At 64.7% G+C, this 15,125-nt stretch carries 13 protein-coding genes; 4 read left to right on the top strand and 9 right to left on the bottom strand.

What is annotated here, in order from left to right; translation table 11 throughout:
* Positions 1 to 26 precede the first annotated feature (26 nt).
* The 5 genes from B9N75_RS10370 to carA all read right to left on the bottom strand — a co-directional run bounded on the left by B9N75_RS10370 (position 27) and on the right by carA (position 6,049).
* A complete protein-coding gene (locus tag B9N75_RS10370; protein ID WP_244552328.1) occupies positions 27 to 668 on the bottom strand; it encodes a rhomboid family intramembrane serine protease in 642 nt (213 codons plus the stop codon).
* 10 nt (positions 669 to 678) lie between these two features.
* On the bottom strand, positions 679 to 1,158 hold the full coding sequence (gene greA, locus B9N75_RS10365; protein WP_085218733.1) for a transcription elongation factor GreA: 480 nt from the start codon (positions 1,156 to 1,158) through the stop codon (positions 679 to 681).
* A gap of 81 nt (positions 1,159 to 1,239) precedes the next feature.
* Entirely contained in the window at positions 1,240 to 4,575 is a 3,336-nt protein-coding gene (gene carB, locus B9N75_RS10360) for a carbamoyl-phosphate synthase large subunit (RefSeq protein ID WP_085218732.1), read from the bottom strand.
* Positions 4,575 to 4,805 carry a methionyl-tRNA formyltransferase gene (locus B9N75_RS14060; RefSeq protein ID WP_157123792.1) on the bottom strand — a complete coding sequence of 77 codons (231 nt, stop codon included), beginning with the start codon at positions 4,803 to 4,805 and terminating at the stop codon, positions 4,575 to 4,577. The genes carB and B9N75_RS14060 overlap by 1 nt, the downstream gene beginning before the upstream one ends.
* Positions 4,802 to 6,049, bottom strand: coding sequence for a glutamine-hydrolyzing carbamoyl-phosphate synthase small subunit (gene carA / locus B9N75_RS10355; protein ID WP_085218731.1), 1,248 nt, complete (start codon positions 6,047 to 6,049; stop codon positions 4,802 to 4,804). The genes B9N75_RS14060 and carA overlap by 4 nt, the downstream gene beginning before the upstream one ends.
* Positions 6,050 to 6,193: 144 nt before the next feature.
* Between carA and B9N75_RS10350 the strand changes: the two genes are divergently transcribed.
* From B9N75_RS10350 to rpoD, 4 genes are read left to right on the top strand one after another with little or no spacing between them, the layout of a single operon-like run.
* Positions 6,194 to 6,646: a GatB/YqeY domain-containing protein gene (locus B9N75_RS10350; protein ID WP_085218730.1), complete on the top strand. Its 453-nt coding sequence runs from the start codon at positions 6,194 to 6,196 to the stop codon at positions 6,644 to 6,646.
* Between the two features lie 42 nt (positions 6,647 to 6,688).
* Entirely contained in the window at positions 6,689 to 7,102 is a 414-nt protein-coding gene (locus tag B9N75_RS10345) for an endonuclease domain-containing protein (RefSeq protein ID WP_425292391.1), read from the top strand.
* A complete protein-coding gene (dnaG, locus tag B9N75_RS10340; RefSeq protein ID WP_085218728.1) occupies positions 7,099 to 8,913 on the top strand; it encodes a DNA primase in 1,815 nt (604 codons plus the stop codon). The genes B9N75_RS10345 and dnaG overlap by 4 nt, the downstream gene beginning before the upstream one ends.
* 20 nt (positions 8,914 to 8,933) lie before the next feature.
* Positions 8,934 to 10,949: an RNA polymerase sigma factor RpoD gene (gene rpoD, locus B9N75_RS10335; RefSeq protein ID WP_085218727.1), complete on the top strand. Its 2,016-nt coding sequence runs from the start codon at positions 8,934 to 8,936 to the stop codon at positions 10,947 to 10,949.
* A 22-nt stretch (positions 10,950 to 10,971) separates the two neighbouring features.
* Here rpoD and B9N75_RS10330 read toward each other — a convergent pair whose 3' ends face one another.
* From B9N75_RS10330 to B9N75_RS10315, 4 genes are all read right to left on the bottom strand, one after another.
* Positions 10,972 to 11,646, bottom strand: coding sequence for a TadE/TadG family type IV pilus assembly protein (locus B9N75_RS10330; RefSeq protein ID WP_085218726.1), 675 nt, complete (start codon positions 11,644 to 11,646; stop codon positions 10,972 to 10,974).
* On the bottom strand, positions 11,646 to 12,254 hold the full coding sequence (locus B9N75_RS10325) for a TadE/TadG family type IV pilus assembly protein (protein WP_085218725.1): 609 nt from the start codon (positions 12,252 to 12,254) through the stop codon (positions 11,646 to 11,648). Before B9N75_RS10325 ends, B9N75_RS10330 begins: the two co-directional genes overlap by 1 nt.
* Positions 12,251 to 14,071, bottom strand: coding sequence for a TadE/TadG family type IV pilus assembly protein (locus B9N75_RS10320; RefSeq protein ID WP_172840867.1), 1,821 nt, complete (start codon positions 14,069 to 14,071; stop codon positions 12,251 to 12,253). The genes B9N75_RS10325 and B9N75_RS10320 overlap by 4 nt, the downstream gene beginning before the upstream one ends.
* 176 nt (positions 14,072 to 14,247) lie before the next feature.
* Positions 14,248 to 14,961, bottom strand: a complete 714-nt coding sequence (locus B9N75_RS10315; protein WP_244552327.1) for a TrmH family RNA methyltransferase — start codon at positions 14,959 to 14,961, stop codon at positions 14,248 to 14,250.
* Positions 14,962 to 15,125 lie beyond the last annotated feature (164 nt).

Below are 15,125 nucleotides of genomic sequence, written 5' to 3'. Positions count from 1 at the left end.
ACAAGTTCAGGGTGACGAACGCGGGATTAAGCTCCGCGATAGCGCAGCAGGAGCAGCGGTTTCGCGAGCAGCAGGCCGGCAAGAAAGCCGCCGATATGCGCGGCGATGGCGATGCGGGCGCCGCTCGTCTCGAATGTCGCGCCGATGAGAAGCTGGAGCGCGACCCATGCGGCGGCGAGCCAGAGCGCGTTGAGCCAGAGCGCCGCCGTCGGGTTGGCGACCTTCACGCGATTGCGCCCGAACATGATCGCATAAGCGCCGATCACCGCGGAGATCGCGCCGCTGGCGCCGACCATCGGCACCGTCGAATGCGGATCGGAGGCGTAATGCGCCGCGGCGGCAGCATAGGCGCCGATCAGGTACAGCGCGGCATATTGGCGGCTGCCGATGATGCTTTCGACCGCACGGCCGCAGAACAGCAGGATGAGCAGGTTGAAACCCAGGTGGACGATGCCGCCGTGGACCAGCGTCGCGGTGAGCGGGGTCAGCGCCAAGGGTGCAAGCGGAAGTTCACTCGCCACGCCGTCGAACCGCGCCGGGATGAAACCACCCCACACCGCCGCCATCTGATCGAGGCCGAGCGCGGTCGCCAGGATCCACGCCGCCGCGCTCGCGCCGGCGAAGACCAGCGTCAGTCGTGCGTTCTGCCAGCTTTGCGGAGTGCGCACCGGGCCGGGATCAGATGAACTCGAGCTTCTCGATCTCGAAGTAACGATCGCCCGACGGCGCCGAGAATTCCACCTCGTCGCCGACGTTGCGGCCGATGAGCGCGCGGCCGAGCGGGGAATTGTAGGAGATGCGGCCGACCTTGGCGTCCGCCTCCGTCTCGCCGACGATCTGGTATTTCACCTTCTTGTCGTTCTCGTCGAGCAGGTGGACGGTCGCGCCGAACACGACCTTGTCGCCGCTGAGCGTCGTCGGATCGATCACCATCGCGCGGCTCAGCCGGTCGTCGATATCGGCGATCTGCGCCTCGATCTGGCCCTGCCGCTCCTTGGCGGCATGATATTCGGCATTCTCCGAAAGATCGCCGTGCGCGCGCGCTTCCTCGATCGCATCGATGATCGCGGGGCGCTCCACGGTCTTCAGATGGCGCACGTCGGCGTTCAGGCGTTCGTAGCCCTCGGCCAGCATCGGCATCTTTTCCACCGTCGCCATCACACAAGCCTTTCGTAAAAGAAATCCGCGAGGACCGTCCCTTAAAACGAGACGGCCCGATCCATTTTGATTGTGAGGATCTTACGCTCTGGAAGCGGAATAATAGTCCTGGAGGGAGCGGACTTCAAGATGTTCGTCCCGGAGAGCGGCAATCGCCCGCACCACGGCGGCGCTGGACGCGGCGGTGGTGAAGATCGGAACCTTGGCCATCAGCGCCGAGCGGCGGATCGAGGCGCTGTCCTTGTGGCTCTGCCAGCCCTCGGTGGTGTTGAAGACCAGATCAACCGCGCCGTCCTTGATCCGGTCGACGATATGCGGGCGGCCCTGCGCAACCTTGTTGACCCGCTCCACCGGAACATCGTGCGCGGCGAGATAATCAGCGGTGCCCCCCGTCGCGATGACCTTGAAGCCCAATTCGCTGATCGCGCGGATCGCGGGCAGGATCAGCACCTTATCGCTGTCCTTGACCGAGACGAAGACGGTGCCTTCGCGCGGCAGGTCGACATTGCCGCCGAGCTGCGACTTGAGGAAGGCGGGCGCGAAAGTGTCGGCAATCCCCATCACTTCGCCGGTGGACTTCATTTCGGGCGACAGCACGGGATCGACGCCGGGGAAGCGCGCGAAGGGGAAGACCGCCTCCTTCACCGCGATATGCTTGATGTCGCGGTGGATTGGGAGGAAGTGCATCAGCGGCTCGCCCGCCATCACCCGCGCCGCGATCTTGGCGATGGGCGTGCCGAGCGCCTTGGCGACAAACGGCACGGTGCGGCTCGCGCGCGGATTGACCTCGATCAGATAAACCTGGCCGTCTTTCACAGCGAACTGGACGTTCATCAGCCCGACGACGCCCAGCGCCAGCGCCAGCTCGCGCGTCTGGCGCTCGATCTCGGCGATGATCGCGGGTTCGAGGCTGTAGGGCGGCAACGAGCAGGCGCTGTCGCCCGAGTGGACGCCCGCCTCCTCGATATGCTGCATCACGCCCGCGACGGCGACGTCCTTACCGTCCGAAATGGCATCGACGTCGACCTCGATCGCATCGCGCAGATATTGGTCGATCAGCACCGGGCTCTCGCCCGATACCTGGACGGCGGTGTGGATATAATCGTCGAGCTGCGCCGGGCCGTCGACGATCTCCATAGCGCGGCCGCCGAGCACATAGGACGGGCGGGTCAGGACCGGATAGCCGATCCGCTCCGCCACCGCGATCGCCTCGTCGCGGCTGCGCGCAAGGCCGTTGGCGGGCTGCTTGAGGCCGAGCTTGTCGACCAGATTGGCGAAGCGCTCGCGGTCTTCGGCGAGGTCGATCGCGTCGGGCGAGGTGCCGAGGATGGGCACCCCCGCCTTCTCGAGCGCCGCGGCGAGCTTCAGCGGGGTCTGACCGCCGAACTGAACAATGACGCCGACGAGCTCGCCGTTCTGCTGCTCGGCGTGGATGATCTCCAGCACGTCCTCGGCCGTCAGCGGCTCGAAATAGAGACGGTCGGACGTGTCGTAATCGGTGCTCACCGTCTCCGGGTTGCAGTTGATCATGATCGTCTCGTAGCCGGCCTCGTCGAGCGCGAAACAGGCGTGGCAGCAGCAATAATCGAACTCGATCCCCTGCCCGATCCGGTTCGGGCCGCCGCCGAGGATGATGATCTTGCGGCGGTCGGTCGGCGCGCTCTCGTCCTCGGCCTCGCCGAAGCTCGGCGCCTCGTAGGTCGAATACATGTAGGGCGTCTTCGCCTCGAATTCGGCGGCGCAGGTATCGATGCGCTTGAAGACGGGGCGCACGCCGAGCTTGTGGCGGAGCGCGCGCACTTCGTCCTCGGTCGTCGCGCCGACCATCGCGCGCACCGCGTCGTGGAGCAGCCCCGACGAGCGCGTGCGCGTCTTCACCGCATCGCCGCGGACGTTGGCGGCCTTCAGCGCCAGCTCGGCGATGCGCCGGTCGGAAAAACCCATCGCCTTCAGCGCGCGGAGGCCTTCGGCATCCTGCGGCACGCCGTTCGAGCAGATGCTCTCTTCCGCCGCGACGATCTCGGCGAGGCGGTCGAGGAACCAGGGATCGTATTTGGCGACCGCGTGGATCTCGACGACGGTCAGCCCTTCGCGCAGCGCCTGCGCGGCGACCAGCAGCCGGTCCGGCGACGGCACCGCCAGCGCGGCGAGGATCTCGTCCTTGGGCGCGCCGTACAGCTCGCGCACGCCGTCGAGGCCGATCAGCCCCGTCTCCAGGCCCCTCAGCGCCTTCTGGAGGCTCTCGTGGAAGCTGCGGCCGATCGCCATCACCTCGCCCACCGATTTCATCGCGGTGGCGAGCGTCGCTTCGGAGCCCTTGAACTTCTCGAAGGCGAAGCGCGGGATCTTGGTGACGACATAGTCGATCGTCGGCTCGAAGCTCGCCGGCGTCGCGCCGGTGATCTCATTGTCGATCTCGTCGAGCGTATAGCCCACCGCCAGCTTCGCCGCGACCTTGGCGATCGGGAAGCCGGTAGCCTTGGAGGCAAGCGCGGACGAGCGCGACACGCGCGGGTTCATCTCGATGACGACGAGGCGGCCGTCCTTCGGATTGACCGCAAACTGCACGTTGGAACCGCCTGTTTCCACACCGATCTCGCGCAGCACCGCGATGCTGGCGTTGCGCATGATCTGATATTCCTTGTCGGTCAGCGTCAGCGCCGGCGCGACGGTGATCGAGTCCCCCGTGTGGATGCCCATCGGATCGACATTCTCGATCGAGCAGATGATGATGGCATTGCCCGCGCGGTCGCGGACCACCTCCATCTCATATTCCTTCCAGCCGAGCACCGATTCCTCGATCAGCACCTCGGTGGTAGGCGATGCTTCCAACCCGCCGGTGACGATCTGGACGAACTCGTCCTTGTTGTAGGCGATGCCGCCGCCGGTGCCGCCGAGCGTGAAGCTGGGGCGGATGATGGCGGGGAGGCCCACCTGATCGAGCGCGGAGAGCGCATCGTCGAGGCTGTGGGCGATCGCCGAGCGCGGCGATTCGAGCCCGATCCGGTCCATCGCCTCGCGAAACTTGAGGCGGTCCTCCGCCTTCTCGATCGCTTCGGCGTCGGCGCCGATGAGCTGGACGCCCAGCCGATCGAGCGTGCCGTCCTTGGCGAGCGCAAGCGCGGTGTTGAGCGCCGTCTGCCCGCCCATCGTCGGCAGCACCGCGTCCGGCCGCTCCTTCTCGATGATGCGGCGGACGAAATCGGGCGTGATCGGCTCGATATAGGTTGCGTCGGCGAACTCGGGGTCGGTCATGATCGACGCCGGATTGGAATTGACCAGGACGATGCGGAACCCCTCCGCCTTCAGCGCCTTGGCCGCCTGCGTCCCCGAATAATCGAACTCCGCCGCCTGCCCGATAACGATGGGGCCCGCGCCGATGATGAGGATGGAAGAGATGTCGGTGCGTTTAGGCATCAGAAATGGTTACGTCCAAGTGCTACCAGCTTTTCGAAAGCCGCTTTGTCGAGGCGGATGGTCTGCGAAAGTTTGCCAGGCCTTTCACGGGTATCACGTCCATAGGTGTCGATTTGAATGAACTTCTCCCGGCCGCAGTTCACTAGTCGAACGGTGGCTGAAGCTACCTCGTCATGAGGCGTCGCCTTGTCCAAATGCTCAACTTCGAACGTCCGGACAGTTGCCATCATTCCTCTCCGATCATTTCCACAAATTTTCCAAACAGATACACGCTGTCCTGCGGGCCGGGGCTCGCCTCGGGGTGATATTGGACGCTGAATGCGGGGCGGTCGGTGAGTTCGAGGCCGGCGAGGCTGCCATCAAACAACGACACGTGCGTCGGCCTGGCATTGGCGGGCAGGCTTTCCGCCTCCACCGCGAAGCCGTGGTTCATGCTGGTGATCTCGACGCGGCCGTCCGCCAGCCGCTTTACCGGATGGTTCGCGCCGCGGTGGCCCTGGTGCATCTTCACCGTCTTCGCGCCGACCGCAAGCCCGAGGAGCTGGTGGCCGAGGCAGATGCCGAACAGGGGCTTGCCGGTCTCCAGCATCTGCCGGATCACCGGCACCGCATAGGCGCCCGTGGCGGCGGGATCGCCGGGGCCGTTGGAGAGGAAGAAGCCGTCGGGCGCGTGCGTCATCACCTCGTCGAAGGTCGCGGTCGCCGGCAGCACCGTCACCCGCGCGCCGGCATCGGCGAGGTTGCGGAAGATGTTGCGCTTCGAGCCGTAGTCGATCGCGACGATGTGCGGGAGATCACCTCTCCTCCCGTTTGCGGGAGGGGCCGGGGGAGAGCTTGTGGAGGCGTCGGACAGGCCCTCCCCTAGCCCCTCCCGCTCGCGGGAGGGGAATTCCTCATAGCCCTCGCCAAGCTTCCACAGCCCGCCGCTCCAGCGGTACATCTGGCGGCACGACACCTCTTTGGCGAGGTCCATGCCCTCCAGCCCGGGCCAGCTCCGCGCTTTTTCCAGCAGCGCGTCGATGTCGAACTCGCCCCCCGCATTGTGCGCGATCACGCCGGTGGGGGCGCCCGCCAGCCGGATGCGGCGGGTCAGCGCGCGGGTGTCGACGCCGGCGAGGCCGATCCGCCCGTTGGAGCGCATCCATTCGACGAAACCGGTGGCGGCGCGGAAGTTGCTCGGCGCTGTGACGTCCTGCCGGACGATGCAGCCCAGCGCATGCGGATTGTCCGCCTCGACATCCTCATAGTTCGCGCCGACGTTGCCGATATGCGGGAAGGTGAAGGTGATGATCTGCGCCGCATAGGAGGGATCGGTCATCACCTCCTGATAGCCGGTCATCGCAGTGTTGAAGCACACCTCGCCCACCGCATCGCCCTCGGCGCCGAAGCCCTTGCCCCAGACGATTGTGCCGTCGGCCAATACCAATACGCCCGTCGCTCCGTTCGGCGCAGGCGTAGGCTTGGCGTCGGCCATGGTGGCGGGCACTCCTTGTCGGTTTGTCGGCGATGTCGCTAAGCGCCGTCCGCTAGAGACGATGAGGCGCAGCGTCAATCTGTCAAATCCGCTTGGGTCGGGCTATCGTGGCGCTTTCCCGATGAAATCCAGGGCACACAACGCATGATTCGCGACGATATCAAGGCGGCGCTGGTCTCCGCCATGAAGGGCGGCGACAAGAGCCGCACCGCCACCATCCGCCTCATCCAGTCCGCCATCAAGAACCGCGATATCGAGCTGCGCACCGCCTCCGCGAAGCCGGACGACGACGTGCTGGTGACCGAGGTGCTGCAGAAAATGGTCAAGCAGCGCCGCGAATCGATCGAGATGTACGACAAAGGCGGCCGCGCCGAGCTTGCCGAGGCCGAGAGGGCCGAAGTCGCGGTGATCGAGGATTTCCTGCCGCAACAGATGAGCGAGGACGAGGCGAAGGCCGCGATCGCCGCCATCGTCGCCGAGACCGGCGCCGCGTCCGTAAAGGACATGGGCCGCGTGATGGCGCTGGTGAAAGAGCGCCACGCCGGCAGCATGGACATGGGCAAGGCCAGCGGCCTGGTGAAAGCAGCGCTGTCTTGAATCAGACTCCCCTCCCGCTTGCGGGAGGGGTCGGGGGAGGGCGTGTTGGACAAGGGATACAAGCGCCCGACGGCCCGCTCCCGCGAATTGCGCGCCAACGCCACCGAAGCCGAGCGTCTGCTCTGGCGACATCTTTCCGCTCGCCGAATTGAAGGTGTCCGCTTCAATCGCCAGTTCCCGATCGGTCCATTCATTTGCGATTTCGTGTCTCGCTCCGCGCGATTGATTATCGAAGTCGATGGCGGGCAGCATGCGGAGCGATCGGAAGAAGACGCTCGCCGCGCCGCCTATCTCCGAAGCCAGGGCTATCGGGTCATCCGGTTCTGGAACAATGACGTGCTTGCGAATATCGATGGCGTTGTGGTGCGGATCGCAGAGATTTTGACGGACAGACCCTCCCCCAGCCCCTCCCGCGAGCGGGAGGGGAGCGCGATTGCGCGTCCGGCGCGACTGTGACCCTCTCACCCGCCTTTCTCGACGAACTTCGCGCGCGCACTCTGCTATCCGTATTGATCGGCCGGTCGGTGAAGCTCATCCGGGCGGGGCGCGAGTATAAGGCGTGCTGCCCGTTCCATAACGAGAAGACGCCGAGCTTCACGGTCAACGACGAGAAGGGTTTCTACCATTGCTTCGGGTGCGGCGCGCATGGCGATGCGATCCGCTGGATGACCGATCAGCGCGGTCTGCCCTTCATCGATGCGGTGAAGGAACTGGCGGACGCCGCCGGCATGGACGTCCCCGCCGCCGATCCCCGCGCGCAGGCCCGTGCCGAGCGCGCCTCGGGCCTCTATGGCGTGATGGAGGCCGCGGCCAACTGGTTCGAGGAGCAGTTGGGCGGGCTCGATGGTGCGGAAGCGCGGGCCTATCTGGAGCGGCGCGGGATAAGCGATGCGGCGCGGCGCGCCTTCGGCATCGGCTATGCCCCCGATTCGCGCGGGCGTCTCAAGAGCGCGCTACGGGATTTCGGCAATGAGGCGCTGATCGAGGCGGGGCTGCTGATCCAGCCCGACGACGATCGCGAGCCCTATGACCGGTTCCGCGGGCGGCTGATGATCCCGATCCGCGATCCGCGCGGGCGCGTGATCGCGTTCGGCGGGCGGATCCTCGGCGCCGGTGAGCCCAAATATCTCAACTCCCCCGACACGCCGCTCTTCGACAAGGGGCGGACGCTCTACAATCTCGACCGCGCCGCCGCCGCATCGCGCACTGCGGGGCGCGTGATCGTTGTCGAAGGCTATATGGACGTGATCGCGCTCGACCAGGCGGGGATCGGCGAGGCGGTGGCCCCGCTGGGCACCGCGCTGACCGAGGAACAACTCGCGCGGCTGTGGAAGCTCTCCCCTGCCCCTTTGCTCTGCTTCGACGGCGACGCCGCGGGGCAGAAGGCCGCGATCCGCGCCGCGCTTCGGGCGCTTCCGCACGTCGGGCCAGGACGGAGCCTCGCCTTCATCACCCTGCCCGCTGGCCAGGATCCCGACGATCTGGTGCGCGGCGGCGGACGCGACGCGCTGGAGACATTGCTCGCCGCGTCCGAGCATCTCGTCGACCGGCTCTGGCGGCACGAGCGCGACGCCGAGCCGCTCATCACACCCGAGCAGAAGGCGGGCCTTCGCCGCCGCCTGCTCGACCTCAGCGGCACGGTCGGCGACGGCGATGTCCGCGAACGCTACCGCGCCGAACTGCTCGGCCGCTACGACGCGCTGGTCCGCCCTCAGCGGCAATGGTCGCCGGGCGGCCCCGGACGTCGCTTTTCGGCAGGGCCGCGCACTGTCCGCGCCGTGCCGGGGGACTCGCTCGCCGGAGTGAGCGGCCGCGCCGCGCTGGCCGGACTGCTCCGTCATCCAGACCTGATTGCGGCGCACAGCGAAGCCATTGCGGCGCTGCCGCTCGCCGCTCGCGACGACATGCGGCTGCGCGATTCGCTGATCGATGCGGCGATGGCGAACAGCTATCTTGATAGCGAGGCGCTAAATACCATATTGGCGCAAGCTGGCGTGGGTGCTCTTGCGGAGGATCTGCGCCTCAGTGGACTGGCCTTTTCCTTCAACCGCCGAGATGCCGACCCGGAACGCGCGCGACGCGATCTCGTTCTGGTGATCGACAGTCTGGCGGCGCGGCCGGGGATCGACGCGGCGCTCGGTGCCGCCACGGCCCGGCTGAAGGAGACCGGTGAGGAAGCCGCGTTTCTGGAGCAGCAGCGGCTCCGCGCGGCGAAGGATGAGGCGGACAGGCAGCTCGCGACGCTGGTCGAAGGCGACGCGGGCTGAAAATGGATTAAGGCGTCTAGATGGCAAAGAACACCACGGTCGAAGCGAACGAGAAGCCCGAGAACGGCGATGCGCCGCTCATCGATCTCAACGAGGCTTCGATCAAGAAGCTGATCGCGCGCGCCAAGAAGCGCGGCGTGATCACCTATGACGAGCTCAACGACGTCGTCGGCGGGATGTCCACCGATCAGATCGAGGACATCACGTCCGCGCTCTCGGAGATGGGCGTCAACATCGTCGAGAATGAAGAGCAGGACGAGGAAGGCGAGGCCGAGCCCGCCGCCGACGAGACGCCCGAAGAGGGCGGCGACGGCATGTTCGTCGTCGAGAAGAAGAAGGAGACGGTCGATCGCACCGACGATCCCGTCCGCATGTATCTGCGCGAGATGGGCGCCGTCGAGCTGCTGAGCCGCGAGGGCGAGATCGCGATCGCCAAGCGCATCGAGGCTGGCCGCGACACCATGATCTGGGGGCTGTGCGAGAGCCCGATCACCTTCAACGCCATCATCCAATGGTCCGATGCGCTCAACGCGGGCGAGATGCAGCTCCGCGAGATCCTCGACCTGGAAGCCATGCTCTCCAAGGGCCCGACCCCCGAGCAGGTCGCGAGCGCCGAGGATGAGGAAGGCGCCGACATTTCGGAATCGACCGCCGGCCCCTCTTTCAAGGAAGAGGAGGACGTCGAGGAGACCGCCGAGGAGGAAGAGGACGAGGACGGCCTGATCGAGCGCCGCGCCAAGCGCCCCGTCGAGGAAGAGGAAGAGGACAACACGCTCTCCCTCGCGCAGATGGAAGAGACTCTGAAGCCCGCGGCGCTGGAGCGCTTCGCCCGGATCACCGGCCTCTACAAGAAATTCGCCAAGATCCAGGTCTCGCGGATGGTCGCGATGTCGGCGGGCGAGGCTTTCCCGAAGGGCGACGAAGGCAAATATCAGAAGCTGCGCGAAGAGCTCACCGCCGAGGTGGAGAGCATGCAGTTTCACAACGCCAAGATCGAATATCTCGTCGATCAGCTCTACAGCTACAATCGCCGCCTGACCGCGCTGGGCGGACAGATGCTGCGCCTCGCGGAGCGCCACAAGGTGCCGCGCAAGGCGTTTCTCGACGCCTATATGGGCCACGAGCTAGACGAAGGCTGGGTCGAGCGCGTTTGCGGCACCGATAAGAAGTGGGCGGCTTTTTGCGAGGCCGAAGCCGACACGATCGACCGCATTCGCGTCGAGATCAGCGAGATCGCGCTGGCGACGGGCATGAGCCTCGCCGAGTTCCGCCGCATCGTGAATCAGGTGCAGAAGGCCGAGCGCGAGGCGCGCATCGCCAAGAAGGAAATGGTCGAGGCGAACCTGCGCCTCGTCATCTCGATCGCCAAGAAATACACCAACCGCGGCCTGCAGTTCCTGGACCTCATCCAGGAAGGCAATATCGGGCTGATGAAGGCGGTCGATAAATTCGAATATCGCCGCGGTTACAAGTTCAGCACTTATGCAACTTGGTGGATCCGACAGGCGATCACCCGTTCGATCGCCGATCAGGCGCGCACCATCCGCATCCCGGTCCACATGATCGAGACGATCAACAAGCTGGTCCGCACCAGCCGCCAGATCCTCCACGAGATCGGCCGCGAGCCGACCCCGGAGGAACTGGCCGAGCGCCTCTCTATGCCGCTCGAGAAGGTCCGCAAGGTGATGAAGATCGCCAAGGAGCCGATCTCCCTCGAAACGCCGATCGGCGACGAGGAGGATTCGCACCTCGGCGATTTCATCGAGGACAAGAATGCGGTGATCCCGGTCGATGCCGCGATCCAGGCGAATCTCAAGGAGACGGTGACGCGCGTCCTCGCCTCACTGACGCCGCGCGAGGAGCGCGTGCTGCGCATGCGCTTCGGTATCGGCATGAACACCGATCACACGCTAGAGGAAGTCGGCCAGCAGTTCAGCGTCACCCGCGAACGCATCCGCCAGATCGAGGCCAAAGCGCTCCGCAAGCTGAAGCACCCGAGCCGCTCACGGAAGATGCGCAGCTTCCTGGATCAGTGATCGCGAGCCGCTATCGGGCAGGTCAAAGCCCGTTGGCGGACGTGCAATTCTGCTTAGGCGGATAGCCTTCGACCGACAGCACCGGCTTGAAAATCGACCCGCGGCCGCGGAAGGCGGCGGTGCGGGTGATCGTCGTCGGCACGTTGAAGAACTCCACGGCACCGATGTCGAAGATCGGCTCGTAGCGATACGTCACCTGCGCGTGGAACATCGCTTCGTTCAAGATCAGTGCTCTAGCGTGCTGAAGCGTCGCAGACGTCACCGCGGTGTGGCAGCCGAGAATGGGGACGGCGCCGACATATTTGCCGTCGAACCGCTGCCATTTGATGCGGTTGACGTCGACAGTTCCGTCCGCGTTGCTGTCCTCGCCCAGCACGGCGGTGACGATCACCCTTCCCCGCTCGCGCACGTCGAGCGGGTCCGCCGCAATATCGAGCGCCGACAGGACGTCGTAGAGCTGCATCTCCGATATCTGCTTTTCAGACGCGCCGCGCTGCGCGACCATGTCGGCGGTCATCGTCGCGAGACGCTGCACCTTCATGTTGGCGAGCAGCAGATTGGCCATCTCGAGCCCCGCCGCCATCGTTCCGATGAAGAGCGGAAGGATCAGAGCGAACTCCACGAACGAGATGCCCGCGTCGTTCTCCCGCAGGTTACGGCTTCGTTCAAACCTGCCCAGCGTGATGAAAGCGCGCATCAAAGTGTCGCCGCCTTGACGACCGGCTCGTTCCGGACGACGGCGCTCGCGCGGACGGTGAAGCCGCCATCCTTGCCGAATATGCCCGAAAGAAACCCGAAATAGACCCGGGCTGGGAATACGGCGGTGTAAGCCACGACGTCGCCGGGGCCGCCGAGCTTGCCCTCGACCGGCACGGCAAGATCGCGCGTCGCATTGCGGTTGCGATCGTCGAAAGGCTCGCCCGGGAAGCTTTCGGTCGGCGGATCATACTGCCCGTTGCCGTTCAAATCCTGATACGCCTCCGGATACGCGCTGCCGAAGGTGCGGAAGACCTTGGTTTCGATCTCGAGTTCGCCGCCTTCGACCATATTGTAGGGCGACATGCGCTTGCCGATGTAGGCGCGCATCGCGGTATCGCGATCATCGTCGGACAGCGCGAGGTCGGCGATCGCCGCCCTTGCGGCTTCGCCGACCGCGCCCTCCAGGGTGGTGCGGATCATCATGATCTGGCCGGCCTCGACCGTGCTCGCAATCAGCAACGCCATGACCGGCGCGAGGACGGCGAACTCTACTGCGGCGATGCCGTGCTTGTGGGCGAAGAGCCGGTGGAGGCGACGCATCGTCATTGCACCAGGTGGAGGTCGACGAGGTCGACCGCGATTTGCTGGAAGGCGTTCTTGATCGTCTCCGCGGAGTCCGTCTCGAGATAGTTGGAGCCGGCACAGCCGCGGAAATAATCGCGCGTCCCGCCCGGTGCCGGCAGCAGCGACACGATATAGACGGCGATGCCATCACGCTTCGCATTCTCGCAGACCTTTGCGAAGCGGCGCATGATCTGCGTCTTGAAGGTGTTCGCGTCCGTGCTGTTGGTGATGCGCTTCTCGCGGAGTGACCCGTAGGAGCCGTACCACATGGCATCACCATTGGCCTGGGTGTCGCCATCGGTCATGAACACAAGCGCGCGAAGTGGCCGCTCGGACGGCACCGGGTTGACGCGGGTGAAGCGATCGTCGCGCGTGAGCAGCCGGTAGCCCCAGAGCATGCCGATATGATGCAGCGTGCCGCTGGCCGGCATCAGCGGATAATTCTTGTCGCGAATGTAATTGGTATAGTCGGACTTCGGCCGGTTATACTGCACGTCCATCGACGGCTCCGGGCACTGCCAGTTGGGCGTCGTCATCTTGAGCGTGTAGCCGGTGGCGGTCGGATAGCCGTATTTCGGGTTGGCGAAGGACCAGTCGCGCGTGTCGGTTATATACGGGATGCGCGAATATTTTACCTTCCAGCCGGGGCCGGAGCCGGGCGCATAATAGCCGTCGGTCCCGTCATTCTTGACGATGACGTCGTCCGCCGGGTTCGACGCATTTGCGTTGAGCCCGATATACATGTCGTAGAAATGCTGCCGGTAGGCCGGCGCATTGGCGAGCGCCTCGCCCCCGGCCATGTTGCCCGCGGTGTGAAGATAATAGAGGTTGTTGCGGCGCCCGTCGCTTGTATCGGTGTTCGCATGGCTCGCCCGATAATCGGTCGCGACCTTCGCCGTGGTGACGAACGAGCCGTTCGAATTGGTGCTCGGCGGATAATGGTAGGGCCGCGCGTTGTCCCGCACGACGCCCTTCGCGTCAGTCTCGCCTGGAAGATATTTGTCGACGTCCCAAGCGCCGTCCTCGAACACCGTCGCGGTGTTGCCGACGTCGCGCACGGTCTTGTCATTCTCGACACAACCCTTCCAGCCCAGCGGATTGTCCGGGAAGCTGCTGACGCCTCCGGTATAGCTGCCGACGTTGATGAAACCGTCGCGATTTTCGATCGGCACCCCGGCGGACTTTAAAATGCCGCCGACATTGGTCGTCACCGTATAGGTCACCATGCCGAGCGCCAGTTCCTTGCGCTGTTCGGACCCCTGGTGGAGGATGTTGATGAAGTCGTACATCGCGTCCTGGAGCGCGGCCATGCGGCTTCTGCTGCCGAGCTTCGTCTGCATCGATCCGGTGTCGTCGAGGACGACCATGACCTCGAGCGGCTTGGGCTGGAGCTCCGCCACCGCCACCACGCTGATCTTCTTCGGCTTGACGCCGAAGATCTGCATGAAGACCATCTTCAAGTCGGTACTGGCATCGACCCGCGTGACGTTGATCCCGCGCACGGTGTTGAAGGTGGGCTTGGGCTTGATCTCCCCTGAACCCAGGAAATCGTCCGGGAAATTCTCCCGGAAATAGGCATTCACCTGCTGGTCGCGGGAATCGACGCGAGACGCGTCGGTCACGCCGAACGATCGCGCGCCGGCCAAAGCAGCGGCGTCGACGCCCGCCTGCATTTGACTGCGCACGAGAAAGACGCGCCCGAGATCGACCGCGGAGCCGACGGCAGCAATGGCCGGAAACAGGCCCGCGGTCATCATCGCGAGGGTGGTACCGCGCTGATCGCGCAGCAGGCGACGCAATAAGCCCGGCTTGTGCGCCCGAGCGTCGCGCTCGGCACATCCTATCCATCGCATGCTGAGCGCTCCCCCGGATGCCAAAGACACGGCCCGGGAATTTATATGCATTTCGGACGATTAAGATTGCGCTAAGCTGCTTTGAAGATGCCGTTTTAGCATGGGCCGGACATGCGCGGCGGCTATTTGGGCGGCAAAACCGTCGGCAGGGGCGTCGCCCGCTCACCCCGCTTTTTTCGGAGCCGATATCGACTCTGATATTCGCGGCGCTGCTTGGCGACTTCGTAAAGGACGATTCCCGAACTCGTACCGAGGTTGAGGCTTTCGATCATTCCGAACATCGGAATGCAGACGCACATCGCGCTGCGTTCCACCGCACGATCGCTGATGCCGACTGCTTCGCTGCCGAACCATACCGCAAGCTTGGTGTGGGCGGTGTAATCGCCTTCGTGGAGAAAGATGCTAGCCTTGCCTTTCACGTGCGGCGAAGTGACGATCGACGTGAAGCCATTTGTCTCGAGATGGTCGAAGCAATCGTCGGTACTGTCGAAACGCCGTACGAACGTCCATTTGACGGCCGAGACCGAGGTCTTCGATACCGCCCGCTGATCGCGCAATTCCTGCCAGTCGTCAGGTAAAGACCGGCGGGTATCGACGACATAGACCTTCTCGACGCCGAGCGCATTCACGTTGCGGATCACCGTACCGATATTCTTGATGTCGCTCGGATTTTCGATGACGGCGATCAGGTTCTTGCAGCGGAACGGCTTGATCTCGTCGGCGCGCAGCCGCGCAGAACTCTTCACGCTTTTTGCTTCGTCTTTCATGTCGGCTACCGGTTCCATCTTCACTGAATGCCTGCTCCTTGTGCAGTTCGCAACGGGTTCGCTCCGCAATGCGCACGAGCGCGAGGCGGTCAGTTGGCGTAGATTCCCAACATTCGGCCCTTTGTCCGCTATCGGACAGCAGTTCTTACATCTTGAGCGCGCTAACCCCTTGAAAACTTTAGGCCAGAAAAACTGGCACGGTCCGTGCTCAGTGGAGGGCATGAGGCGGTAGG

This window comes from Allosphingosinicella indica (assembly GCF_900177405.1).
Taxonomy (GTDB): Bacteria; Pseudomonadota; Alphaproteobacteria; order Sphingomonadales; family Sphingomonadaceae; genus Allosphingosinicella; species Allosphingosinicella indica.
Note: the sequence above shows the minus strand (reverse complement) of the source record. Positions and strands in the feature narration are given on the sequence as shown.